Annotated in this window: 21 protein-coding genes and 1 pseudogene; 7 read left to right on the top strand and 15 right to left on the bottom strand. The window is 55.4% G+C overall.

Translation table 11 applies throughout. The features are described from left to right. Positions 1-166: 166 nt before the first annotated feature. Positions 167-3,772 (top strand): urea carboxylase, encoded by a 3,606-nt coding sequence (uca, locus tag KHQ24_RS09325; protein ID WP_211777240.1) that lies wholly within the window; start codon positions 167-169, stop codon positions 3,770-3,772. Next, positions 3,769-5,565, top strand: a complete 1,797-nt coding sequence (atzF, locus tag KHQ24_RS09320; protein WP_108432971.1) for an allophanate hydrolase — start codon at positions 3,769-3,771, stop codon at positions 5,563-5,565. The genes uca and atzF overlap by 4 nt, the downstream gene beginning before the upstream one ends. A 42-nt stretch (positions 5,566-5,607) precedes the next feature. Here the strand turns inward: atzF and KHQ24_RS09315 are convergent, their stop codons facing one another. Then, on the bottom strand, positions 5,608-6,246 hold the full coding sequence (locus KHQ24_RS09315) for a hypothetical protein (RefSeq protein WP_012968198.1): 639 nt from the start codon (positions 6,244-6,246) through the stop codon (positions 5,608-5,610). 534 nt (positions 6,247-6,780) lie between these two features. Between KHQ24_RS09315 and KHQ24_RS09310 the strand changes: the two genes are divergently transcribed. Continuing rightward, positions 6,781-7,572 carry an HAD-IIB family hydrolase gene (locus tag KHQ24_RS09310; protein WP_192079811.1) on the top strand — a complete coding sequence of 264 codons (792 nt, stop codon included), beginning with the start codon at positions 6,781-6,783 and terminating at the stop codon, positions 7,570-7,572. A 184-nt stretch (positions 7,573-7,756) separates the two neighbouring features. After that, entirely contained in the window at positions 7,757-8,377 is a 621-nt protein-coding gene (locus tag KHQ24_RS09305) for a LysE family translocator (protein ID WP_053810379.1), read from the top strand. A gap of 51 nt (positions 8,378-8,428) precedes the next feature. Here KHQ24_RS09305 and KHQ24_RS09300 read toward each other — a convergent pair whose 3' ends face one another. The 6 genes and pseudogenes from KHQ24_RS09300 to KHQ24_RS09275 form a co-directional block, all read right to left on the bottom strand. After that, positions 8,429-9,055: a helix-turn-helix transcriptional regulator gene (locus KHQ24_RS09300; RefSeq protein ID WP_032456064.1), complete on the bottom strand. Its 627-nt coding sequence runs from the start codon at positions 9,053-9,055 to the stop codon at positions 8,429-8,431. 135 nt (positions 9,056-9,190) lie between these two features. Further along, positions 9,191-9,703, bottom strand: coding sequence for a fimbrial protein (locus tag KHQ24_RS09295; RefSeq protein WP_032456063.1), 513 nt, complete (start codon positions 9,701-9,703; stop codon positions 9,191-9,193). Positions 9,704-9,713: 10 nt separating this feature from the next. Next, complete coding sequence (locus KHQ24_RS09290) at positions 9,714-10,721, bottom strand: fimbrial protein (RefSeq protein ID WP_032456062.1); 1,008 nt, start codon at positions 10,719-10,721, stop codon at positions 9,714-9,716. A gap of 34 nt (positions 10,722-10,755) precedes the next feature. Next, positions 10,756-13,290 (bottom strand): annotated as a pseudogene (locus KHQ24_RS09285) (fimbria/pilus outer membrane usher protein). A gap of 28 nt (positions 13,291-13,318) precedes the next feature. After that, positions 13,319-13,996 (bottom strand): molecular chaperone, encoded by a 678-nt coding sequence (locus tag KHQ24_RS09280; RefSeq protein WP_032456061.1) that lies wholly within the window; start codon positions 13,994-13,996, stop codon positions 13,319-13,321. Between the two features lie 57 nt (positions 13,997-14,053). Then, positions 14,054-14,584 (bottom strand): fimbrial protein, encoded by a 531-nt coding sequence (locus tag KHQ24_RS09275; protein ID WP_064183388.1) that lies wholly within the window; start codon positions 14,582-14,584, stop codon positions 14,054-14,056. Between the two features lie 440 nt (positions 14,585-15,024). On the opposite strand from KHQ24_RS09275, the gene KHQ24_RS09270 reads away from it, so the two are divergent. Together KHQ24_RS09270 and KHQ24_RS09265 are read left to right on the top strand one after the other, a co-directional pair. After that, positions 15,025-15,684, top strand: coding sequence for a winged helix-turn-helix transcriptional regulator (locus KHQ24_RS09270; protein ID WP_049092266.1), 660 nt, complete (start codon positions 15,025-15,027; stop codon positions 15,682-15,684). Positions 15,685-15,750: 66 nt separating this feature from the next. Further along, positions 15,751-16,380: a helix-turn-helix domain-containing protein gene (locus tag KHQ24_RS09265; RefSeq protein ID WP_049092259.1), complete on the top strand. Its 630-nt coding sequence runs from the start codon at positions 15,751-15,753 to the stop codon at positions 16,378-16,380. A gap of 101 nt (positions 16,381-16,481) precedes the next feature. Here the strand turns inward: KHQ24_RS09265 and KHQ24_RS09260 are convergent, their stop codons facing one another. Continuing rightward, on the bottom strand, positions 16,482-17,690 hold the full coding sequence (locus KHQ24_RS09260; RefSeq protein WP_049092258.1) for an MFS transporter: 1,209 nt from the start codon (positions 17,688-17,690) through the stop codon (positions 16,482-16,484). 103 nt (positions 17,691-17,793) lie between these two features. On the opposite strand from KHQ24_RS09260, the gene KHQ24_RS09255 reads away from it, so the two are divergent. Then, on the top strand, positions 17,794-18,699 hold the full coding sequence (locus tag KHQ24_RS09255; protein ID WP_049092257.1) for a LysR family transcriptional regulator: 906 nt from the start codon (positions 17,794-17,796) through the stop codon (positions 18,697-18,699). 186 nt (positions 18,700-18,885) lie between these two features. On the opposite strand, the gene KHQ24_RS09250 is transcribed toward KHQ24_RS09255, so the two are convergent. The 7 genes from KHQ24_RS09250 to KHQ24_RS09220 all read right to left on the bottom strand — a co-directional run bounded on the left by KHQ24_RS09250 (position 18,886) and on the right by KHQ24_RS09220 (position 25,590). After that, positions 18,886-19,314: a cell envelope integrity TolA C-terminal domain-containing protein gene (locus KHQ24_RS09250; RefSeq protein WP_065905156.1), complete on the bottom strand. Its 429-nt coding sequence runs from the start codon at positions 19,312-19,314 to the stop codon at positions 18,886-18,888. A 142-nt stretch (positions 19,315-19,456) separates the two neighbouring features. Continuing rightward, entirely contained in the window at positions 19,457-20,569 is a 1,113-nt protein-coding gene (locus KHQ24_RS09245; protein ID WP_094311925.1) for a M20 family metallopeptidase, read from the bottom strand. Then, positions 20,569-21,324, bottom strand: a complete 756-nt coding sequence (locus KHQ24_RS09240; protein WP_023297626.1) for a glutamine amidotransferase — start codon at positions 21,322-21,324, stop codon at positions 20,569-20,571. Before KHQ24_RS09240 ends, KHQ24_RS09245 begins: the two co-directional genes overlap by 1 nt. A gap of 14 nt (positions 21,325-21,338) precedes the next feature. After that, the gene (locus KHQ24_RS09235; protein ID WP_211777239.1) at positions 21,339-22,418 is read right to left on the bottom strand and encodes a phosphotriesterase family protein; all 1,080 of its coding nucleotides are present in this window, start codon (positions 22,416-22,418) and stop codon (positions 21,339-21,341) included. Between the two features lie 3 nt (positions 22,419-22,421). Continuing rightward, a complete protein-coding gene (locus KHQ24_RS09230) occupies positions 22,422-23,423 on the bottom strand; it encodes an ABC transporter permease (RefSeq protein WP_016161045.1) in 1,002 nt (333 codons plus the stop codon). Between the two features lie 18 nt (positions 23,424-23,441). After that, positions 23,442-24,188 carry an ATP-binding cassette domain-containing protein gene (locus tag KHQ24_RS09225; RefSeq protein WP_074186512.1) on the bottom strand — a complete coding sequence of 249 codons (747 nt, stop codon included), beginning with the start codon at positions 24,186-24,188 and terminating at the stop codon, positions 23,442-23,444. Positions 24,189-24,567: 379 nt separating this feature from the next. Further along, positions 24,568-25,590 carry a LacI family DNA-binding transcriptional regulator gene (locus KHQ24_RS09220; protein ID WP_004190069.1) on the bottom strand — a complete coding sequence of 341 codons (1,023 nt, stop codon included), beginning with the start codon at positions 25,588-25,590 and terminating at the stop codon, positions 24,568-24,570. Positions 25,591-25,836: the final 246 nt, after the last annotated feature.

Below are 25,836 nucleotides of genomic sequence, written 5' to 3'. Positions count from 1 at the left end.
CCCGCTGGCAGCGCTGGCGTTTGCTGGCCTTTCGGCTGTTCGCCGTTCGCGCCGACCGCCTGAACCACACGCCGACGCGCCACCTTTAAGCGCCGGCTCTCCCGGGGACGACCTCAGGGGAAGACGAATTATTGCGGGACGACCCGCTTCGCTGTGAGTTCCGCTTATGTTTGATACCTTACTGATTGCTAACCGCGGGGCGATTGCCTGCCGCATTCTGCGCACCCTGCGCGCCATGCAGGTGAAGGGCGTCGCCGTTTACGCCGAAGCCGACCTGAGCAGTCTGCACGTCCGCGAAGCGGATGAGGCGCTCAGCCTTGGCGAGGGGCCGGCAGCGCAAACCTATCTGATGGTAGAGAAGATCATTGCCGCCGCGCTGCAGAGCGGCGCCCGCGCTATCCATCCCGGCTACGGCTTTCTGTCGGAAAACGCCGCCTTCGCCGAAGCCTGTGAGGCGGCGGGACTGGCGTTTGTTGGCCCGACTCCGCAACAGCTGCGAACCTTCGGCCTGAAGCATACCGCCCGCGCCCTGGCGAAGGCGGAGGGCGTTCCGCTGCTGGAAGGCAGCGAACTGCTGGCCGACAGTGAGGAAGCCTGCCGGGCGGCTGAGGCGGTGGGCTACCCGGTGATGCTCAAGAGCACGGCGGGCGGCGGAGGGATTGGCATGCGCGTCTGCCGCGACGCCCGCGAACTGAGCGAGGCGTTTGCCACGGTACAGCGGTTGGGGCAAAACAACTTCAGCGACGCCGGGGTGTTTCTCGAAAAATATATCGAACGCGCCCGCCATCTGGAGGTGCAAATCTTCGGCGACGGGAAGGGGGAAGTTATCGCCCTCGGCGTGCGCGACTGCTCGCTGCAGCGACGTAACCAGAAAGTGATTGAAGAGACCCCGGCGCCAAATCTGCCGGACGGGATGGCGCAGGCGCTGTGTAGCGCGGCCATTGCCCTTGGAAAAGCAGTGAACTACCGCAGCGCCGGGACGGTGGAGTTTGTCTACGACAGCGCGGCGCAGCGTTTCTATTTCCTCGAGGTCAATACCCGACTGCAGGTGGAGCACGGCGTGACGGAGCAGGTGTGGGCCGTGGACCTGGTGCACTGGATGATCGCCCTGGCGGCAGGGGATTTACCGCCGCTGAGCGAGCTGGCCGCCGGGCTACAGCCCCGGGGCCATGCTATTCAGGCGCGAATTTACGCCGAAGATCCTGGCCGCCAGTTTCAGCCTTCTCCCGGACTGTTAACCGACGTCTGGTTTCCACCGGCGGACGGCGCCACCCTGCGCATCGATCGCTGGGTGGAGGCCGGGTGTGAGGTGCCGCCGTTTTTCGACCCGCTGTTGGCGAAAGCTATCGTCTGGCGCCCCAGCCGCGATGAGGCGATCGCCGGCCTGGCGCAGGCTCTGGCAGAGACCCGCCTGTACGGCGTCGAAACCAACCGCCAGTACCTGCAGCAGATCCTCAGCTTTGCGCCGTTTACTGCCGGAGAACCCTGGACTCGCTGTCTGGAGCAGTTGCGCTACCGGGCCGATACCGTGGAGGTTCTGAGCGCCGGCACCCAGACCAGCGTCCAGGACTACCCGGGACGTCTGGGGTACTGGGCGGTGGGTGTACCGCCCTCGGGACCGATGGATGACCGGGCGCTGCGCCTGGGCAACCGTCTGCTGGGCAATGCCGAGGGCGACGCTGCGCTGGAGATCACCCTTAGCGGACCCACCCTGAAATTTAATACCGCCGTACAGGCGGTGGTCTGCGGCGCGCCGCTGGCCGTAACGCTCGACGGCGTCGACCAGGAGATGGACTGCGTATTCACTATTCCGGCGGGTGCGACCCTCAGGCTGGGGGCGATAAGCGGGCCAGGGGTCAGAAGCTATCTCTGCCTGCGCGGCGGCATTCAGGTGCCGGATTATTTGGGCAGTAAAAGCACCTTTACCCTCGGTCAGTTTGGCGGCCACGGCGGACGGGCGCTGCGCGCCGGCGACGTGCTGCATCTTGCACCTCCGGCTGAGACCACGGAAAGTGCGGCGCTTCCTGCAGGGTTGCGCACTGAGCTTGCGGCAGTGCGAACGCTGCGGGTGATCTATGGTCCCCACGGCGCGCCGGAGTTCTTTGCCCCGGCGTATATGGCGACCTTTTTTGCCACCGACTGGGAGGTGCATTTTAACTCCAGCCGCACCGGCGTGCGCCTGATCGGGCCCAAGCCGGTCTGGGCCCGCGACAGCGGCGGCGAAGCCGGGCTGCATCCGTCGAATATTCATGACAACCCCTATGCCGTGGGGGCCGTGGATTTTACCGGCGATATGCCGGTGATCCTCGGGCCGGACGGCCCAAGCCTCGGGGGCTTCGTCTGCCCGGTGACGGTGATCGAAGCCGATCTCTGGCAACTGGGCCAGCTTAAGGCGGGGGATAAAGTGCGCTTTGTGGCGGTGGACGTCCCCACCGCCCGGCGACTGGCGGCAGGCCGTCGCGCGGAGCTGGCGACCCTGCAGGCGCAGGACGTTGCCTGGCAGCCTGTGCCGCTTACCTCGCCGGTGGTGATGACCTGCGGCGACGCTGACAAACGCCTGGTGGCGCGCCTCTCCGGCGATACCCATCTGCTGCTGGAGGCCGGTGAGGCGGAGCTGGATCTGGTGCTGCGCTTTCGCATCCATGCCCTGATGCAGGCCCTTGAGGAGCAAGCCCGGGAAGGGATCATTGATATCACGCCGGGGATCCGCTCCCTGCAGCTGCATTACCAGCCGGAAACGCTGGCGCTGGAGACCCTGCTGGCGTGGGTCCGCGAGGAGTGGGCCACGGTCTGCATGAGCGACGATCTGCAGGTGCCTACACGGGTGGTGCATCTACCGCTCTCCTGGGACGATCCCGCCTGCCGCAAGGCGATCGACAAATATATGACCACCGTCCGCCCGGACGCCCCCTGGTGCCCAAGCAACCTCGAGTTTATTCGCCGGATAAACGATCTCCCGGATGAGCAGGCGGTGTGGCAAACGGTGTTTGACGCCAGCTATCTGGTGATGGGGCTCGGCGATGTCTATCTCGGCGCACCGGTGGCTACCCCCCTTGATCCGCGCCATCGGCTGGTCACCACCAAATACAACCCGGCGCGAACCTGGACGGCGGAAAACTCGGTGGGCATCGGCGGAGCGTATCTGTGCGTTTACGGCATGGAAGGCCCGGGTGGCTATCAGTTTGTCGGCCGCACCCTGCAGATGTGGAGTCGCTATCACGAGGTGGCTCATTTTGCTGGCAAGCCCTGGCTGCTGCGCTTTTTCGACCAGCTGCGTTTCTATCCGGTCTCGGCGGAGGAACTGCTGGAGATTCGCCGCGATTTCCCGCTCGGACGCTACCCGCTGCGCATCGAGCACAGCACGCTGCGGCTGGCGGAGTACCAGCAGTTTCTCGCTCGCGAGGCGCAGAGCATTAGCGCATTTCGCGACCATCAGCAGCGGGCGTTTAACGACGAGCGCGAGCGCTGGATCGCCAGCGGCCAGGCTCATTTCGACAGTCAGGAGAGCGCGACAGAAGAGGCGGGCGATGCGCCGCTGCAGCCGGGGGAACAGGGGGTGGAAAGCCCGGTATCCGGCAATCTGTGGCAGGTGCAGACCGCGGTGGGCCGCCAGGTACGTGCCGGCGATGTGCTGGTGGTGCTTGAGTCGATGAAAATGGAGATCCCGCTGCTGGCGCCATGCGATGGCAGGGTTCAGCAAGTCAATGTGCAGCCAGGCAGCGCGGTGCGTGCCGGGCAGCGGGTGGCAGTGATTATTGAGGAGAAGGCATGATGCAGCAGACGTTTGATTTACGCCTGGCGACCCTGGCGGCGAACTATCGTATCGGCAACACCACCCCGCGCGCCCTGCTGGCGGCGATCCGCCAGCGGGCGGAAGCGCTGAATCCCGAGTTTAATCTGTTTATTCATCTCCTGAGCGAAGCGGAGCAGGCGCCGTTTCTGGCGGCGCTGGAAGGCCATTCGCCAGAGACGCTCCCGCTGTACGGGGTGCCGTTCGCGATCAAAGATAATATTGACCTTGCGGAGATCGTCACCACCGCTGCCTGTCCGGCGTTTGCTTACCGGCCGACGCAAAGCGCGACCATTGTCGCTCAGCTGATTGCCCTGGGGGCGGTGCCGGTGGGCAAAACCAATCTCGACCAGTTTGCCACCGGCCTGAACGGGACCCGTTCGCCGTATGGCCGCTGCCGCAACGCGTACCATCCCGCTTATCCCTCCGGCGGCTCCAGCGCCGGCTCCGCGCTGGCGGTAGCGCTGGGCGTGGCAAGCTTCGCGCTGGGGACCGACACCGCCGGCAGCGGTCGCGTCCCGGCCGGGCTGAATAACCTGGTGGGGCTGAAAGCGACGAAAGGGGTGATCTCTACCGCTGGAGTGGTACCTGCCTGCCGGACGCTGGACTGCGTGACCTTTTTCAGCGCCACCGCCGACGAGGCCAGCCAGCTGCTGGCCCTGGTTGCCCGATCCGATCAGCAGGATAGCTACAGCCGCCGCAATCCCCAGTGGAACAGCCGTCAGGCCTTCGGCAGGCCGTCCGCCGGGTTTCGCTTTGGCGTCCCGCGGGAGCTTAACTTCCTCGGCTGCCGCGTCAGCGAAGCGCTGTTCGCCCAGGCCGTGCAGCGGCTGACGGCGCTCGGCGGCGTGCCGATAGCGATCGATTTCGCGCCATTTCTGGCCGCCGCCCGCCTGCTATATGACGGACCATGGGTTGCTGAACGCTATGCGGTGGCTGGCCCGCTGATTGAGCAGCAGCCGGATGCCGTGCTGCCGGTCATTCGCGATGTGCTGGCGAAAGCGCCTGATATCGACGCGACGGCGACTTTTAAGGCGATGTATCAGCTGCAGGGGTATAAAGCGCAGTGCGATGCCATTCTCGAGACGCTGGACTGCGTGCTGACGCCAACCGTTCCGCGCCCGGTAACGCTCGACGAGCTGGCGGTGGAGCCCATCACCCGCAATGCCGACCTGGGCTACTACACCAACTTTATGAACCTGCTGGACTATGCGGCGGTGAGCGTGCCGTGCGGGTTTATGCCTGACGGATTGCCCTCCGGCGTCACGCTGTTTGGCCGGGCCTTTACCGATCAGTATTTGCTGAGCCTGGCCGACGCCTTCCAGCGCGCGGAGCGGCTACCGCTGGCTGGCGGCGCGCGGCTGGAAAGCCCGCCGCCTGCACATCCCGCGGGACATGATCGGATGGCTCTCGCGGTATGCGGCGCGCATCTGTCCGGCCAGCCGCTGAACGGTCAATTGCTGGCGCGGGGCGGCAGGCTGCTGCAGGCGACCCACAGCGCGCCGCGCTATCGGTTGTATGCCCTTCCGGATGGCAAGCGCCCGGCGATGGTGCGTGACGAGCCAGAGGGGGACGCGATAGCCGTGGAAGTCTGGGAGATCCCCAGCGCCGAGGTGGGGTCGCTGCTGGCCGCTATCCCCGCGCCGCTGGGGCTGGGACAGATTGAGCTGGCCGACGGCCGCTGGGTGACAGGCTTTATTTGCGAAGCCGGAGGGCTGGGCGCGGCCACAGAGATCACCGCCTGGGGCGGCTGGCGTCAGTGGCTGGCCAGGTAAACGGGAAACCCTCTGCGGTAGCGCCGCAGAGGGAACCCTCGCTTATAACGGGCTGTTCTCATCGAGCAGGGTGACGCTCCAGACGCGGGCGTGCGTGTCATCGATGCGATAGTAGCTTTTCACGCTTGCCGTACCGCCGATGGCGTAGCCCACCAGAGCGACAATGTTGAGCTGATGCCCTTGCTTATCGGTAAACGCATAATACTCATCCAGCACATAACCGCTGGCGCTGGCCGCTGATTCCAGACGATCGTCCCTGGCTTTCAGGTCCGGGGTATAGTCGGCGATGGTTTTCCCCACATAGTTTTTGGCGACGTCCTGCTTTTCGTCATCGCTGACGATAAACGCCGCACTGGCAGGAAAGTGCTGAACCACCTCAGCCAGGGTTGGTTTCGGCGCAGCAGAGGGGAATAACGTATGATCGATGGTGTAGGCCTGTAGCCAGCAGGAGAATAACGCCGCTTCCGCCGCACGGCCATCCGGGTCGGAAAGCCCGGGCAGCGCATCGACGGTCTCTCCCGCTTTACGCAGCGCAATGAAATCGGCACAGGAAGAGACCCGTGCCTGATTCTGATCGCTCAACACCAGCGTCAGGGGAGACTGGTTAATCTCAAGCTCGCCCGCCGCCAGCACCGGCGTGCTCAACAATAACGTCACCGCCATACCGATAAAATATTTCATCACATAGCCTCCATGAATATCGTCGTATCCTGATCCGAGGTGACAGGGAAAGCAAGCGATGGATGACGTTTCTTCCGCACGTCCGGGCGATGGCTCCCGGACGCCTGGCGACGGCCGGGGAGGGTTACTGATGGTGTGGGGCTGAGTGGCAAACATGCCGCCAGTCAGCAGGATCGCGCCTTCTCCACGCGCGGCCATCCGCGGAGAGACCGCTTTGATGGCGGCATACCCGGGTATTTATCGACACGGTATGCCAACAGCTGGCGTCATCCCCGCTGTGGCAGGACGAGTTGAAGCGATAAGCAGGGGTTGCCGATGGCGCAGAACGTTGATAGCGCAGGGAAGCGCAAGCCTCGATAGGTTTCTGCTGAATGTAGGGACCAATGAATTAATCTTCGGCCAGATAATGCCCCTGCGGACTTTCTTCGTGCAGTAAGAAGGATCAAATCTCTCGAGTTAATAGAGAATATCAAATGCCAATTCGATATTAACGTTTATCAATAAAGCCATTAATATCACCAGTATGGGGGATTTATGAATTTAATTGATAACGTTAAGAATGAAGAGCTACAGAATATTCGTTTTGTTTTAACTGATATGGATGAAACGCTGACTTATAAGGGCAGACTGCAGGCCCGAACCTATCAGAGTCTGGAAATGCTACAACATGCGGGCATCAAGGTGATTCCGGTAACGGCGGCCTCTGCCGGCTGGGCCGATCAGATGGCGAGAATGTGGCCAGTTGATGGGGTCATCGCTGAAAATGGAGGATTATTTCTTACCAGAAATAACATCGAACATGGTATTAACAGGTACTTCTGGCATGAAGACAAATATCTTCTCAATCGAGAAAAAATCAGCCATATTCTTCTCAAGATTAGCCAGAAATACCCCTGGGTTGAAGTGTCTGACGATCAGGATTTTCGCCTGACGAGTATCGCTTTCAAACTTCCCAAAAATCATGAGCAGACCAGACAGCTCATTGACGAATTAGCGGAAAATAAATGCAGCTATACCATTAATAATCTATGGGTACTGGGGTGGTTAGGGGGGTATGACAAACTCGTCATGAGCAGAAAGGTGTTAAAGCATTTTTACGTACTGGAAGAATCAGATGAACAGGCATCGGTTTTCTACAGTGGTGATTCGCTCAATGATGCCCCCATGTTCAGCTACTACAGCAAAACGTTGGGAATGAACACGATCAATGATATAGCGCAAGTTATACCATCGTTGCCGCGCTGGATAAGTCAATTTCCAGGTGGTGAAGGGTTTGTTGATGGCGCGAACAGAATTTTAAATGCTAAAAGGGCAAGTATCCGTTAAGTTGCCTTCTCCGCTCTGGCAGATGGCAACCGGGCAACAGGTCCGGTTGTTGTATGCGTTGGATAGAGAGCCTCATAGGGGACTTCCCGTTATCCAGGCGGACGCCATCCATGTTTAATGGCTCATCATTCTTGTTGCAAAAATGTGAACACTTCAGTAACCTTGTCTCTTTCGGAGACAGGAAATGCTCGTCACTGATTCACTTCTTGCTTACACCCTCGCTGCCACGCTGCTTACCCTGACGCCAGGTCTGGATACTGCTCTTATCCTGCGCACGGCGACCGCGGAAGGGGGACGCAAAGCCTTGCATGCCGCGTTAGGCATCGATCTCGGGTGCTTTATCTGGGGCGCGCTGGTGGCCTTTGGTTTGGGCGCGCTACTGGCGGTTTCTGAACTGGCTTACACCTTATTGAAATGGTGCGGCGCGGGCTACCTTTGTTGGCTGGGCATCCAGCTGCTCCTGCGCCCACGCCAGCAATTTAACACCCACCCGACCGAATCCAATTCCACGAGTAACTGGTTCCTGCGCGGGATGTTGGGGAATGTGCTTAATCCCAAAATGGGCGTCTTCTACGTTTCGTTTTTACCTCAGTTTATCCCCGCCGGACATTCACCCGTCAGCTGGACCTTTCTGCTGGTCGCTATCCATGTATTAATTGGTACGCTGTGGTCGTTAACGCTGATTACCGCCACTCGCTATGCCGCCGGCATCCTGAAAAAACCGGCCGTAGTGAAATGGATGGATCGAACGACCGGCTGCCTGTTTCTGGTATTTGCCGCGAAGCTGGCGATGAGCCGGCGGTAACCATGCAGGGGCTCGCGCCCCTGTGTCAGTTGCCTTCTCAGCGCATTGGTATCACTGGCTAACTTTTATAAAGCCATTTGGCCAGTCGTTATTTTTTGTCAGTTTATTGAGCAGAAGCATTAGCTCATAATCGTTGCGTAAGTTAAATTTACTCATGACCATATATTTATGCGCATAGACCGTTTTCTCACTGATCATAAGCTCATCGGCAATTTGCGTTACCGACATCCCCTCATATAAACAGATCATGATGCGGATTTGCTGCGGTGACAATTTGGTCGGCTGACAGTCAAAACATGACGCGGGTGACTGTCGATAATTTGTCTGCTGCAGCCGGTGCCAGGCCGTATGTACTGCTCTACGTAACTGTCTCACGGAATGCCGGCGAGAGATAAAGATAATATCCTGAAAGCAAGAGGGGAGCGCAGAGGCTCGCATATCATCATCAACAAAACCAATCACAATGCCTTTTTTTCGCTTCTGTAGTTCAGGGCAGCAAATAAAACATTCGCCTGGACATAATGCCAGCACAATGACGTCTGCTAGCTGAACGCTTTCTGACGTAAAGTTAAAATTGAAATCAACTGTAGTATTGTGTTGGGAAAAGAAATCACTAAAAAAAAAGGTCAGGCCACATTGGAAGAGGGTATCCGACTCTTTTATTACAATATTAACCATTTACCATACCGAAACATATTTATTAAGCGCTCCTGCATTCGGGTAATGATAGACGCAGCACATTATTTCACCCTGTTAGCTTCCTGAAGGGGATGATGACTAACGCGCCTATGACCCTATATAGCCAGCGCCCCATCAGTTGTATTGCATTGTTAAAACGACGACGGCGCGAATGGAACCTGGTGTCGGCCTTCCCGCCACGGAGGTCACCATGGCTTTCATCGGTATCGTCGCCGTTCTGTCTTCAGCTATATTTTGCGTGATGCTGGATCCGCTGCCCATCAACAGACCCGTTGTGGCATCAGACATCGCAATGGCCACGCGGGTTGCCGTGCCGCTGTTTTGGTAATAATTCACGCCCGCTTCCGGGTCAGGCGTTCCGCTAAAACGGGTCGTCACGCTCAGCGTGCCCGGCGGACAGCGGGTAAACAGGAGATGAAAAGTAACCGGATCGGAAGAAGACCCGGGGGTGAACATGTTTGTTGCCTGGATATTGCCAAGATCAACATTCATATTTTCACTACCACCGTTAAAGACGCAGGGCGCAGCGATAATACGCCCGGTGACTTTGATATCTACATTGTCTGCGGACATTGCAGGTAATACCATTGCGCATGCCATCAGCAAGATTAGTTTATTCATCTTCATTTAACAGCCTTTATTGATAGGTAAGACTCAGCGTTGCGGACGCATTTGCGATGCCGGTGGTTACCGTTGTATTGGTCTGATAGTAGCGTGCGGTTAACGGGAACATCTCCTGGCCGCCATTGGTTCTCTTCAGAACAAGATTATTGCCAAGGATTAGAGGGGTATTGTTATAAACCAGCTGCACGCCAACCCCCTGTGCGACGCCTGCGCTTCCCTGACCGGTTAACGCCAGCACGGTATTATCACTGACGTCAGGATTCTGTGCGCCGGAGAGCATGACGTTAATATTGGCTCCGGCATCACAGTCCAGAATGAGATTCTGCGTTTTCTGCGCATTAGCGGGGGTTAATCCCACCGTAGAACCAAACTCAGTGACCAAAACGTCACCCAGTTCAAATACAATATTCGATGTTGTCACCGCACATGCCACCTGGGTAATAGATCCGGCCCCCGCATTCACGGGAATCTCAGGCGCTTGTTCTCCGCCGAGATATTGCATCGTAAAGGCGACAAACGATGCCAGTTGCCCCGTTACTGAGCCAGAGGTAATATCACCAATCTTCCAGAATTGTATAACTGGCTGATAATCGTGAATAACCAGTTCTCCAGGGTTTGATGACCAACTGGACATTGAAGCGTTACCGCGGTCAATATAATCGGTGCCGCTAAACGTCGACGCGCCTGCTTTGGAGTTCATGTAAAAGCCAAAAGAAATACCCACCCCAGGCACATTGGTTTGATAAACGCGCCGCGCGCCGTACGTCGCGACATAGGGTAAAATAGCGCTTTTCATTCCTGAGCTTGACCCTTCATTGCCGGTGGTGACACAGGTATAAGCATGTGCTAAGGAACCATATATCTCATTGCTTATTGCTTGCCCAACGGGAACATCGCGCTGAACAATAATATTGCCATAATCCACGGTATAGGGAGAGCCGATGTAAGTATAATCACAACAGAAGCCCGTCAATGGAAACAACAAAGCCAGCATTAATAATGCAGATCGGAAAAGTCGCATATCTATGCACCTGATTTAAAAATTTGGTTCAACGTTAACGGCAAACAGCATTATCGATAATCACATCGTTATTCTGCTTCGTCATGTTTATCGCGTAATAGACCCTGCAGGTGTTTGCGGATTGATTTCCCCATTTCACGATCAGGTTTACCTGGGGATCGAGCCCCGTCAAATACACCTGTCCGCTATCACCAACGATAAAGCTGCTTGGTTCTGCTCCTTCAATGCTGGCCATTGCGCCAAACGGCACTAACTGGCCGTTTCGCTGGGTCAAGGTCATCAACATGCGAACACCGACGCTTGCCCGATAGTTCGCCCTGACAATCGCGCCACGCGTAGGGACCACGGTTTTGACCGTTTGTTCTAACTCAACGTTAGCCGGTAATGTTTCAGTGATTAATGACACATCATTTTTGCGATAAGGCATTAAGTTAGAGGCAACCGTATATCCGCGATAATCGGTTGTCGCTCCAGTCATATTCTGGATGCCTACGCCGGCAGCCCCGGGGGCGGCAATCAGCACGTTGGTTTCGCCCAATGGTTGAGAGAACGTCACGCCATTGGCATGCGCAACCACGCCTCCCTGAATCCCATAGTTCAGACGATCGGTATTTTTGTCATAGCTGTACCCGGCGGTGATTTCACCATAGGTGCCGCGATAATCACCATTCATGTTGCCGGTATAGGCCACGTCGTGAGTGCCGTAACCCTGTTGAATATTCCAGTTGAGCGCATTATTCGGCAGAGCAACACCATTTAACCCAGCGCTGTGTGTCGTACCGTTATTCTTGCTGGCATTCATGCCATAGTTTGCCCATGTCTGCGGCAACAGTTTTTCCAGTGGAATACTGATATTCAGCGCCAGCATCTGGTTTTTATCGTCGCTCTGGGGTGCGCTGTACGTTCCCGCGCCCCCATTCTTACTCAGAGTCCAGGTCAGGCCATAACTCATACTGTGCCAGTAGTTGTTATACCCAACGCTCCATGATTCCATCGCCTTACCTGAGTTCCAGTAATCTTCACGTGCGGCGTTCAGCATCAACGATCCCAGACGGTCTCCCAGCCCCTGGCTCAGCGTCAGCTCAGCACGGTTGCGGCGTCGGTCCTGAAGTGCATGACTGTCACCGTAAGAATCCAGGACCTCTTGCATGCCATAGTAGCCGCTGGTCGAATAGCGGTAGCCGGCAATCGCGAAGTTGGTGCCCGTTGCGGCAAAATTTTTACTGTATCGAGCCCGCCATGATTGCCCCCTGGTTTTCGGCATATTTTGCGGCGTGGACCAGCCCTGGGTGATGTCGCTGGAGATAGCGCCAAAGTCACCCATGTTTTTACCGACGCCCGCGGCGAGCGACTGGTACTTACTCGACTCCTGCAATCCGCCGTAAAACGTAAAGCCGTAGGGCAAGCCGAGAATAACGCTCATCTGAGCAAAGGGCGTTTTGTCCACGCTGCCGTTGTACGAACGATATTGGCCGCCCGTTAACGCATATTTTATTCGGCCTTCACGCTGTAATACGGGAAGGGAGGCAAATGGCACGCTAAAGTGCTGCTCGCTGCCATCAGCCTCTTTAATAGTGACATCAAGATCGCCGGCGCCTCCGGTAGGATACATGTCCGTGATTTCAAAAGCGCCCGGTGCCACAAAGCTCTGGTATATCTGATAGCCATTCTGGCGAATTATCACCTAGGCATTAGTCCGGGCGATCCCACGCACCACTGGGGCATAGCCCTTGAGGGAGTCGGGCAGCATGTCATCATCGGAAGCAAGTTGTCCTCCCCGGAAAGGCATACTGTCGAACACATCTGCCGGGGCAGAGCTGTCACCCAGCGTGAGCTGAGACTTTAACGGGATTATCGTACGTTGAGCATAGGTATAAACCGTCTTCCACGCATCATGACCCTGTGAATCTCGCGACCAGGTGGTGTAGTTTCTTAACCGCCAGGGGCCAATGTTCAGACCAGGACGCAGGTTGGCATACTGATTATCGCTGGTGCTGCTGTTGTTATTTTTGGCCCAGTTATTCGCCCCACTCAGACTGTAGTTGAGCAGGGCGGCGTTAATGCCTTGATCCCAGCGATCCGGTGGCACCGATCCGCGCGCTTGCGCTGAAAGTGCCGCTTGCGGAATGCTCAATACCAGACGTTGCATGGCAAACTGGAAATCCGCACTAGCCTTGGGAATCGCGGACAGGTTCGCACAGGATGTTTCACCCTTTAACGCGGGAAAAAGGCCCGTCTTGACTCCCCAGCTTTCTAATTGCTCAATGGATAAACAGGGGACTAATTTATCATCACCGCCAGGCTCTTTCAGCAACACAAACCTGATATCGCGGGTATCGACTAACCGATCGTCCAGGACGACATCGACATGATAATTCCCGGGGGCTTGCGCGCCAGATTCAAAACCAGAAAGATCGACTTTTTCTGTCCCTGGATTATCCAGTTCAACCAGTTCTGGGTTAAAAAAATCGCGACTATAGCTATTTTGTGTATTACCGAAGAGCGCGATGGTTATCAATAATGCCAACCGTGGAGACCGTGCTTTTATATAATCCATTGCCATCATCATAAATCCCACTCAGTGTCTTTGCGCCGGTCTACAGACTGGCTTTGTGTTCTGCCCCGGGACTGCCATAATCATTAATAATTTTGAATGTCACTGGCCCGCCCGTTACGCCGGAGGGTAAATCGAACATCGCGGTACTGCCGGGTAATACATAACTGACATCTGGTAATTTTTTACCTGATAGTGAAATCTCGTTAAAATTCATGACATGCTGAGTCGGATTGTTTACCTGTATCTTATTACCAACACGTTGCCAGCGTAGTTTATCGACCTGTTCTTCAGGGGAGGCGCCTTTCATCGCCGCCGGACGGTAGATAAGTTTAATTCTGGTTTTAATGGCAATTTGCAACGTATTGTCAACCTTAGCTGCGGAGGGGATGGCTTTTATATTAAGCCAAAACAAGCTCTCTTTATCCTGAGGTAAGGCTCCGGTGGCAACAATGCGCTCGACGTTTTGTTGGCCATTATTTAGTCGATATAGTGGTGGCGTAATGATAAAAGGCGCCTTTTCGCCACCCCCCCCAGGTGTTTCGATCCACGACTGGATAAGGTAAGGGGTTTTATCAGGGTTATTTATGCCAATCGAGGCTTCTTTTTTATTACCATCAAAAATGACGCGCGTACCACCAATAACGACACCGGCCTGAGCAACGGATACGCCAATACTCAATATCGTGATGGTAAGCAAGATACTGCCAAGAACATTCATTTTAGACCTCTGAAATATGGGGCCGTATCGACCCCATCAGCATTTCTTGAAAGAAAATTAGTTATATACAATGGAGAAGTTAGCAACAGAGTTGGCCGTACCCGGCGTTACTGATGCCGTGGTGGAGATATATTGCGCATAGAATTTCAGCGTATTGTCCTGGGTACTGCTAAGTATGTAGTTATAGCTGTTCTCACCGTGCAAAGGCAGGTCGACTTTATCGGCGGTCATCAGGTTAATCGCCACCCCTGACGCCGCACTGGAGGTTGATGTATCAATAGCCAGCAGGTTAGGGTTGGTCAGATCGGGGGTGCCATCAAAGCGTACTTTGGTCGAAGTCACCGTGGTTGGGCAGTTTTTAAGTACGATATTAAAATCCTTTGCAGCCGCTTTTGTGCCACTGCTCGGAAATTCAGTTTTATAAAAGTTACCGAGATTGACCTGCTGGTTTTGCGATGCCACATCGACTTCACAGGCAGTATCCAGAATATTGCCGACGAAATTCACGGTGCCAGCGGCAGCAAAAGCGTGAGACATAGACAGCGCTGCAGTTGCGGTCAAGGCAACTAAAACAAGACTTTTTTTCATTACTTTGTTTCCTTATTAACTTTGTTTGCCATTTATATTCAGGCAATAGGGTGCCGATGAGCGTTACACTCTTTTTGTACCAGTGCCTTAATTTTCACTGTGCAGCATGGCAGCCATAAATAATTACGGTAAGACCATGAACTGTTCTGCTGACTGGCTAAAATTTATCTAATCATTTTCTTAAACTCAAATGTTTTGTGGGTCTATAAGTAGACTCCCACTTAACGAATAAGCAACATTTCTTCTTTTTTATCATGCTTATTAAGGTCCGGTCTATTTTTAGACTCAAAGATCATGGGACACAAAATCAATAACTTAGAATGCATCTTTTGAGCGGTCTACTTTTAGACCCCAGGCCAATATTTCGCGGCTTCTTAATTTTTAAGATAATTCTTCGGTCGATCAATAAAGCGATCACAGTTGAGGAATTGAGGCTGCATATGAACACGCGCTTAACCACCCCGGAAAACCAAGATAAATCAATTACCCTGGAATTAAAGCCATTCCGGCACATCGAGACTCTGATAAAACATGTGTTGCCAGCAGCAGAAAGAGTAGTGATCGGCAGAGGTGAGGTCGTGCATTATTATAAAGATGATATCCGGCAATGTTTTTTACTATTGCAAGGTAGCGTCGCGCTGCACCGTCGCGGCGATGGCATTGTATTAAATTCTGAATCATCACCGTTTATTCTGGGCGTGAGTAGTCAGTTTTCCTCAGAGCATCTTTATGTGAGAGCGCTGGAGACGTCAGAGATCGCCCGGGTGTCACTGGATTGTTTTAATCACATCGTGGCGCAACTGGATCTATGGGAGCATTTTTCGAAACTCCTGATTTACACGGCCTCCCGGGTGTATGAACATTGCGCACAAATCTCGCAGATGTCGGCTTATGACATCATCCGCTTTCAGCTGGTTGAGCTTATGCAAGAGCCGGATGCGATACGGCAACAAATTACGGCTGCAACCTATATTAAAAGCCGAACCTATCTTTCACGGAGCGGGATTATGCGGATTCTGGCAGAGCTGCGAACCGGGAAGTACATCACGATGGAACGGGGTATACTCCTTGATATCAACCATCTGCCTCGAAAATACTGACGATGAGGATACCCGCAACAGGAAGTCAGGCTATAATCAGACAGGTCAATCTTAAGGTTATCGGTTATGTCCTCTTCAGCAAAACCTCACAAAGGTTCACCCTACGCGCAAGAGCTGATTTCTCACTTACAGCCATATTGCACGCCACGTAAAACTGAAAGAGGGGAGCAACTGGATTTCAAGGTGAATGGCCAGGGGATGTGTTACCTGATCCTTGAGGGAACCGTAGCGGTTTATCGCCGAAACGATAATATGATGCTGTCCACTGCGCGCAGTCCCGCCGTGTTTGGTCTTGCCAATCTGACGGATATTTACTTCGATGATTACATTAAAACTATCAACTCCTGCGTGATTGGCGAGATCTCCACCGCTCGTGTTCATGACATTATTAAAGAAAAGTCGTTATGGGGGCTGCTCTCAAAGCAACTGATGTTTGTGTATGGCCGACTTTACAACAATGTGATGCCGCAGGGCGCACCGACGGCGTACGAGATGATCCGCCAGCAGTTGCTCAATTTAATTGAAGAAGATGAGAGTTATCGCGCCGCAGTCACAGCGGAACTCTACATCCGCGAGAAAACCCATCTTTCTCGCAGCGGCGTCATGCGCATACTTGCAGATTTAAAAACGGGTGGTTTTATCGAAATGGAAGAGGGAAGACTCATTAAAATCCATAAGCTTCCCGCCAGGTACTAAATTCAGACCCCGTCAGACAAAAAAACGCCCCTCATCTCCATTTAGCGACCACACCAGGGTCAATGATAATTTTTAATGCCCAGGGCAGGGCGCGCCATGTTCTACCCAGTGGTGTGCCGATCGGGCGGGATCGTCCGCTTAGCCAGTTTTTTTTGCAAAATGATGATAATAATTGGGGATCCTGATGCGGAAATTGCACATAGCGCCAGCAACGTGTCCATATTCTGGAGCGCCATGCGATGGTCAGGTAACAGAAAAGCGGACAGGAAAAATGCGGCAGTCGTCATCAGATACATCATGGACGTCTGTAATGAAGAGAATCCCGCTCGTTGGTTGTTATCAGGAAACTGAATCGTAACCGCCGAAGATGAAACCAGACGACTGTAAGCTGCCCCGAGAAATAACGTCATAAACAGCGCCGGATGCGGATAGCCCAGGAAGGGTATCAGCAAGCTCAGAATAAAAACGAGGGTTGACCCGGTCGCCAAACTCAAGGCAGAAAAACGAGAGGTTAATGCCCCTGTCATTCTTGTAGACAGATACCCCGCCAGTCCCCCGCCGAAGAACAGCCAGGGCAGCAGGCCTTCAGAAGCCCCCAACAGCTGCGTCATTAACGGCGCCAGAACAGGAATGATCAGCATTGGACTAAACTGTACCAGCGCATTACCGGAAGCAAACAGTAAAGTATCAACATCGAGGGGCAGCGCGTAAGACGTGTCGAAAGTGACGGGGTCCTGAGGGATGACAGTGACGATGAATGGCAATGCCAACAAACAGAGCGTGCTGATTAACCACAACGCGACATGCCAACCGTAATGAGTACACAAAAATAATATAGCGGGCATCCCCACAACGCTTACCAGCGAAAATGACGCAATCACCGTCGCCAACATTTTTCCGCGCAAGTCAGCCGGCGTGTGGTTTATCAAAATACCGATCCCCACACCCATTGTCGTCCCTCCAACCAGCCCTGCGAAGAATCGCAAGGTAAGAAGAAGAGGAAAACGGGTTATGAATGTTGTCAACAGTGTCGCTATGGCTAGCAGCACCATATTAGCGATAAGAAAACGCTTCTTATTGCAACGGTCAACCCAGTAAAAGGCGATAATTCCCGACAGGACGGCTCCAGAGGTGTACATACCGGATACATAGCCTGAGAAGGAGACGGGAACAGCGAAATCCGCGGCCATAAATGTAAAAACAGGACTGAATATCATATATTCCAGCGCGTTAGTAAACTGCACAAAAGCGATGACCAGCGCTATCCGTATCAGCGCCTTTTGATTAAATGTTGTGGTGACCCGTGGCATAGCAAGCGACCTGTTGATGAAAGATAACCTAGCTTAACTACTATCAAACTTATCGATTAGATGGTAAAAATGGCACTAATTATTATCATATGTGGGATAGTTGATGCGGCCAGTTCTTGATTTTAATGCGCTGAAAGTCTTCATCGCTGTAGTTGAAAGAGACAGTTTTGTTGGGGCTTCGAAAGCCCTTGAAATGCCGGCATCAAATGTGAGCCGTTGCATTGCTCAGCTAGAAGACAAACTGAATCTTCAGCTTATTGAACGCAGTACCCGACATATGAAACTCACTCAGGCGGGGCATCTACTCTATACCCGGGCGAAGCCATTACTGGAAGCGCTTGAGCAAACTGAAACCGAATTAACGTTGCGGCAAATGCAATTCAAGGGGCCACTACGTATCTGTATTCCCAATGAAATCGGTCCTGCACTGCTGGGCGCTATTGTTGCCGATTTCGCCTGTCAGCATCCGGACCTGGAGATAAGTTGCGTCACCAATTTGTCTGGTTATGAATCCCTGCGCGATGATCTGGATCTCGCTGTCATTGTGAGTCGTGGTCAGATGGATGACAGTGACTACATAGCCCGTCATCTGGTGACCATCCCTTGCACCATCGTTGCGGCCCCCTCCGTTATCCAGCGTTATGGCACGCCTTCTCGTATACAGCAATTTGAAGAATTGCCCTGTATTACAACGGTAAATGCGCTTAAAGGCGCTCCCTGGCAGTTTGTGAATAAAAAGGGCGGATTCGAGACGATTAAAGTTAACGGTCGTTATCGGGTCAACAGCGGGGAGATGGCAGGGCGAGCGGCCATCTCAGGCGTCGGTTATGCCATCCTGTCGAAACAAGCCTGCCAGCCCTATATTGACGATGGCCGGTTAATCGAAATTGAATTTGAACAATCGGCGGCCCCCTTGCAATTGTTCGCCCTGTATTCCGATCGGCGTTATTTGCCGGCAAAAACAAGAGGGCTTATTGATTTCATGTATCAGAGATTGAGTCATGAATAAGAGGCCATCATCAGCGCACCTGGATGCGCTGTCCCGTTCAGCCGGCGCTCTTGCCGCTCATCACCTCGACTCAAGCACCATTGAATCACTCCTCGCCGATCGCCAAAAAGCGTCTGTTAAGGAGGCTGTCAGCTTATCTTTTTAGCCATTGCCCTGGCGATGGCCGGGGCGCTTTCAAGGGCAAGCTCAGGCCTTCAAGTCCAGAACGACATGGCTGAATGTTTGATAAGTTTTTTCATCGGGGGCAGGCGGAATTTTGGCGACTTTCAGCGCGGACATCACCTGCGCGCAGAATGGCCGATCGCCGTTCTCGACCGCCGGATCCTGCACCGTCCCGTCACGCTGCAGGGTAAAGCGCACCGAGCATTTTTGCCCTTGCCAGGAGCCCGGCTGGTCTATGTTAGCGAAGATAGCCGCCTGGATCCGCGCCAGATAGCGTGAGGCATTGGCCTGCGGTGACGTGTCTGCACCCGTTTGATAATCGCGAAGTATCTTATCCACTTCTGCCGATATTTGAGCGTCTTCGGCGCTGTCCGGCGCAGAAGCATGACCCGAACAGGCGGAAAGGAGTAAAGAGAGGGTGCAAACGAGCACAGCGTTGATTTTCACGGATATGGTAAGCCTCCTTGCTGGTGGTGAAACATTTCGTGTACGAGGCGGTTATCCTCTGTTATTCCGCGAGATTATTCAAACGCTGAATGCATCATGCTCGTTTTAAGTGACACTGTCACACATTTTTGGCTTTCGTCGCGGACGGTTAGGCCATCCAGTCGCGGATCAGGTCACCGTATAGCCGTTCTGCCTCCGCCAGTCGGCTGAGCAGGCAGTACTCGTCGGTTTGATGCGCCATCGACGGCTCGCCGGGGCCGAGAATAATACATGGCGGATCGCCCAATGCAGGCAGCAGCAGCGAGGCGTCGGTAAAGTAGGGCACGACGCGCGGCGCAATCGGCTCAGCGTGCAGCGGCTGACAGCGTTGGTAAACCTGCTTAATCCACGCGTGATCCTCCCGGCTGAGGACGGCGGGCAGGTCGACCAGCGTGGAGACGGTGACGCTTTCGCCAAGCAGCGTCGTCAAGCGCTCCCGGATAGTGGCGTGCTGTAAATTGGGCGCGCTGCGGATATCGACATCAAAACGCGTGCGGTCCGGTACGGAATTAATATTGAGTCCGCCTTCTATGCGTCCGACGTTGAGGGTGGGTTGCTTCATTAGCGGATGCGGCGCGCCTGGCGAAAAATGCTGAATCTTACCCAACGCATCCGCCGCAAGATAGATAGCATTGATCCCCAGCTCCGGCATCGCGCCGTGGGCGGTTTTCCCCCGCGTTTCGCAGCGCAGCCAGAGCGCGCCTTTATGGCCGATAACCGGATAGTTGGCGGTGGGTTCACCGACGATCAGCGCGCCCACCTCCGGCAACGTTGCGGAGGCGATCAGCGCCCGCGCGCCGTCGCAGCCGGTCTCTTCTCCGCCGGTTATCAGCAATACCGCGCCGCGTCCGGCGAGGATCGCTTCCCGCTGATGAACGCAGGCGACGGCAAACGCCGCTATCGCCGCTTTCATATCGCTGGATCCGCGGCCATAAAGACGCCCGTCTTCCATCTGCGAGCCAAAAGGATCGTACTGCCAGCGGGCATTTCCCAGCGGGACGGTATCCAGATGTCCGGTAAAGGCCAGCGGTTTACCGCTCTTCGCCCCGGGAAGGCTGGCGATAAGATTGCAGCGTCCCTCGCCGAACGACGACAGCGAAACCTCAAAACCGCTATCGTCAAGCCAGTCGGCGAAGAACCGCATGCAGTCAGCTTCGCTGCCCGGCGGGTTAATGGTGTTAAAGCCCAGCAGCTGCCGGGCGAGCTCAAGGGTCGTGGTCATCAGCGGCGTTCCGTCAGCCAGTCGAGGCAGTTAATCCATAGCTGGCGATAGCCGGGCCATTTGGCAAACTCTTCCGGCAGCCAGTGCGCCGACATGTCGCTGGTCCACACCAGCGAACGACCCTGCTGATATTCGCGAACAGCCAACAGCGGATGACCGGTACCGGCCACGCTCGCCAGCAGTTTGCCTTCCGGGTGCATTTCAACTTCGTTATAGCCCAGCAGCCACGGCCATTCGCCCGGAATATCGTTAAACAGGGGGTGAGACTCCGTCACTTCGGCATAGCAGCCTTCCGGGGTTTCAATGCGGTCGTCCCAGGCCAGGCAGCGTACCGGCAGCACTTTCTCCACCGCGGTATGGCGGTAGCGCGCGCCGCCGTTGATTCCCTGGAAGCTGTAATAGCCGCCGATCATCATCAGCGCCCCCCCGCCGGCCACGTAATCATGCAGGAGCGTTAAACGGTTGGCGGTTCGGCGGCTCTTCAGCCAGGTGTCCGGATGCAGCAGCAGCGTATTGGCGCCAATGTCCGAGAGAATAATCGCATCCCACTCCTGCAGCGCTTCCAGCGTCAGCGGAAAGTCGGTCGCCGCCGCGTGGGCGGGCATATAGGTAATGGCATAGGGACTGTCGGCGAGCGCGGCCAGAAAGTCCGTTGCGCCGGTGTGCCAGGTGGCGGTGGCAAACTGGTCGAAGCCTTTAACGTGCGTTGACGTGCTGGTCCAGGACTCACCGACCAGTAAGATTTTTTTCTGCATGATGACGTTTCCTTTTATCCGCCAAAGACCCGCTGGGGGTTTCCAATCATTAAGGTTTCAAGTTGTTCGCCGCTGACGCCGTGGCGCCGCAGACGCGGAACAAAATGCTTGAGTATGTAGCCATAACCGTGGCCGCCGTAGCGGGTGAGCATGGTTTTCAGGAAGACGTCCTGCGACAGCAGAATTTGCTGGATGTAGCCGTCGTCAATCAGCTCGCGGATCGCGCGGGCGTTCTCCTCGTCGGAGGGCGACTGCGCCGACTCGTCGGCGTAGTAATAGCTCATGCCGATCATGTCGTATTCGAGAAACGCCCCGCGCTGTGCCAGTTCGCGCTGGTAGCGCTTATCGGCAAAGCTGGGATTCATATGGCACAGCACGGTATGGCGTAAATCGGCGCCTTCCTGCTCGAGAATATCCAGCACCCGATGGCCCAGCCGCTCCCAGCCGGGCAGATGGACCTCGATCGGCACGCCGGTCGTGGCGCTGGCCCGACCCGCAGCGCGCAGGGATTTCTCCTCATCCGGCGTAAAGCGGCTGGAGATACCGATTTCGCCGATGAGCCCGGCGAGCACCTCCGGTTTCTCCTCCGCGCCGCCAAGATCGTAAATCAGCCGTTCGGTCAGCTGTTCGACGCTGCTGATTTTTACCCACTCAGGGTGCGAAGCTTCCAGATAGAGCCCGGTACCCATAATGATGTTCAGACCGGTCAGACGCGCGATGCGCGCCAGCGCTTTCGGATCGCGGCCAATGCCGATATTGGTCGGGTCGACCACCGTTTCTCCGCCAAGGGCTCGATATTTAGTCAGCTCGTCAATCGCAACGTCGACATCAAACAGCTGACAGTTATCGCGGCTCATCAGCGGGTTAAGCGACAGTTCGCCAAGGTTTTCCATTTTCACCGGCATTTCGGCAAGATGGCGATCGCTGCAGCAGCAGGGTGGCACCCATTTGCCGGAGGCATCCAGCAGAATATGCTCATGCATCAGAGTAACGCCCATTTCGTTAATCGGTAGTGGGCCAAGCACAGTCATTACATAACCGCTGCTGACGCCAACCGGCAGCGGGGAGGGATGGCGAAAAATTGATCCTTTCATCAGCTATCCTTTTGCCGCGGAGCGCGTCGGGTTGAGAATGCGGGTGTTCAGCCAGATAGCCAGCAGGATAATGGTGCCGGTGGCTATCTGGGTGTAAAACGGCGAAATATGCGACAGGATCAGCCCGTTCTGAATGACCGCAATCGACAGCGCGCCCAGCAGCGTGCCAATAATAGTCCCGAAGCCGCCAAACAGACTGGTGCTGCCTAGCACAACGGCAGCAATGACCTGCAGTTCAAAGCCTTCGCCCTGGTTGGAAGAGCCGCTGCCGAGGCGTGCGGTAATGATCATCCCCGCCAGCGCGGCGGCCATTCCGCTGATGATATAGACCTTCATGGTCACCGCTTTGGTGTTAATGCCGCTGCGCCGCGCGCCTTCGGCGTTGGCGCCGATAGCGGTCACGTAGCGGCCAAAGCGCATATGGTTGAGAACGATATGCCCGATCACCAGTATCATCATGCCGATCAGCGCGGGCATGGGGATACCAACTACCCACGCGCGTCCGATAAAGGTAAACAGGCTGTCAGCCGGTACCGGAATCGAGTAGCCCTGGGTGACCAGCAGCGCGATGCCGCGAACTACGGCCAGGGTGGCGAGCGTGACGATGAACGCCGGAATGCCTTCATAGGCAATAAAGAAGCCGTTGATGGCGCCAACGAATCCGCCGAGCAGCAGGCCGCCGAGGAGTACCACCGGCCACGGCAGCCCCCAGTTATTCAGAGCGATAGCGGAGAGTGCGCCGACCAGCGCCAGGGTGGAGCCTACCGACAGATCGATACCGCCGGTGGTAATGACCAGAGTCATAGCCGTCGCGACGATCAGCAGTGGGGCGCTCTGACGGATAATGTTGAGCCAGTTGGTGCCGGTGAGAAAGTTGCTGGTGATCAGCGAAAACACCACGCAGCAGAAGACGAAAAAGAGCGCGATGCTGACCACGCCTGAGTGGTTATGCAGCAGGCGGCGCGGCAGCGAATGCTGGATCATGCGGGAGCTGCTTAAGTTCATGATACTCATCCTGTTACCTCAATGTGCTGCCGCAGAGCGGGCGGTGAATTTTTCGCCCACAATCAGGTTAACGATATCGCTCAGGCTGGTGTCGGACACCCGTCTGTCGGCGACGTTCGTACCCTCATACATCACCATGATCCGGTCGCAGACCAGGAACAGGTCCTGCAGGCGGTGGGTAATCAGAATCACGCTCACCCCGCGAGCGGAAACGCGGCGAATGAGCTCCAGAACCGCTTCAACTTCCGCGACGGCCAGCGCGGCGGTGGGTTCATCCATAATCAGCACTTTCGGGTCAAAGGCCGCGGCGCGGGCGATGGCTATAGCCTGGCGCTGGCCGCCGGAGAGATTTCGCACCAGCAGGTGAGTATCCGGAATGGAGATCCCGAGCCCTTTAAGCATCTCTCTGGCATCGGCGTGCATTTTGGCCTCGTCGAGAAAGGGGATGCCGAGGACCGATTTCATCGGCTCACGGCCCATAAACAGATTGCCCGCGACGTCGACCGTGTCGCAGAGCGACAGATCCTGGTAGACCATCTCGATATGGCAACGGCGCGAATCGGCCGGATTCGTAAACTGTTGCTGTTCACCGTCGATACGAATCGTGCCGCTGGAGGGGATCACCGCGCCAGAGAGCACTTTGGTCAGGGTGGATTTCCCCGCACCGTTATCGCCCACTAAGCCCAGCACTTCGCCCGGGGCCAGCTCAAGGTTGACTCCGCGCAATGAGCGTATCGACCCGTAGGTCTTGGTGATATTGATCATCTCTACCCTTGGCGGGGTAGTTTGTGGCTGCTGCATCTGATAACTCCCATCGCTGTGGCCGGGAAAATGTTCGCCATCCTGCGGGAGGGACTCTATCCGACACGGTCTACAATCTAGTAAACCGGTTTACCTGCGGAATAGAGCCCTCGCCAGTACAGTCAGGACAAACGCTATGTAAGATATTTGTTCGCCAGTAAGAACGTTGCAGCATCCGTGCCAGGGCAGGAACCACACAGCAGCCCTGTAACTTAACCTTATGTATTCAATACACTTAATTGAATAAATCCGGTAAACCGGTTTACTGATTATAGTGAATAAATTGTTAATTGATCGTTTTTTGCGCCAAAAGCGGGCGCTTTTGCGCCATTTTGGAACGGGCTTAACAGATCTTGATCGAGTCGCGGCCAATCCATTCAACCGGCAGGCGGGTTTCCGCAGGGATATCCGGATCGTCGTTTAGCAGGCGCATCATGATGTTCACCGCGGTACGGCCCAGTTCGCGGGCGGGCTGACGGATAGTTGAGATCCGCGGCTGGGTAAAATCGGCGTAGTTGGCGTCATCGAAGCCGACTAACGAAAGCGCCTCCGGCGCCTGGAGCCCGCTGGCGCGCAAGCCATCGAGCAGGCCGAGCACCAGATAGTCGCTGGCCGCGAAGACGGCGGTGGGGCGAACCGGTTGGCTGAACAGGTACCGCAGCGCCTGCTGGCCAAACTCGCGCTGGTAGTCGCCATACATCACCCATTCGGGCGGCCAGCTCAGGCCCGCTTGCTCCATCGCGGTGCAAAAGCCCTGATAGCGCTCACGGACGCTCATCAGCTTGTCCGGGCCACCGACGAAAGCGATATGGCGATGCCCGGCGGCGATCAGTTTTTCGGTGGCGATCCGCCCGCCCTGGACGTTATCGGCAAACACTTTCGGTACCTTACTGCCGGGAATATCTTCATCCAGCAGGACAATGCGTTCGTGACGCTGGACTTCCTTGCGCAGCAGGCCATTATCGGGGCGGTTGGTGGTGAACAGCAGACCGTCGACCTGGCAGGTATCCAGCCAGCGAATGAACTGGCACTCTTTTTCCGGGTTGTTGCGGGTGATACACAGCACCAGGCTGTAGCCGCTGGCAGAAGCAGCCTCTTCGGCAGCGTCGGCCAGTTCGGCAAAGAAGGGGTTGGTAATATCGGGAAGCACCAGGCCAAGCGTTTCGCTGCCGCCTTTGCTAAGACGACGTGCCAGGCTATTGCCGCGATAGTCCAGTTCGCGAATGGCGGTTTCGATGCGGTCGATGGTGTCCTGCGGCAGCACAATACTGTTGTTCATATAGCGCGACAGGGTCGCCTTCGACAGCCCCGCCAGCTTTGCCACATCGGATAACAATACGCGTTTTATACTCATTTCCTGCGCCATTTCTGCCAGAATCGGCTATCTGTAACATAGTTAAGCGCGGTGGATACAGCAATTTCTCTGCGAACAATCACCAAAAATAAATGCTTGACAAATTTTAATCAGCAGAGAATTGTATAGGCAGTTTACCGCATCATCCGGGAAGTCATTCCCAACCCCGTTTAAGTTATTCCAGTCGCGCACCGACACGGACCGGTTGCCGGGATGACATTAAGCAGGTATCCGCCGAACGTTCAATGATTGTTCTGG

It is taken from the genome of Klebsiella sp. 54, from assembly GCF_018223875.1.
In the GTDB taxonomy this organism is placed as follows: domain Bacteria; phylum Pseudomonadota; class Gammaproteobacteria; order Enterobacterales; family Enterobacteriaceae; genus Klebsiella; species Klebsiella quasipneumoniae.
This window is presented reverse-complemented; position numbering and strand designations above follow the sequence as displayed.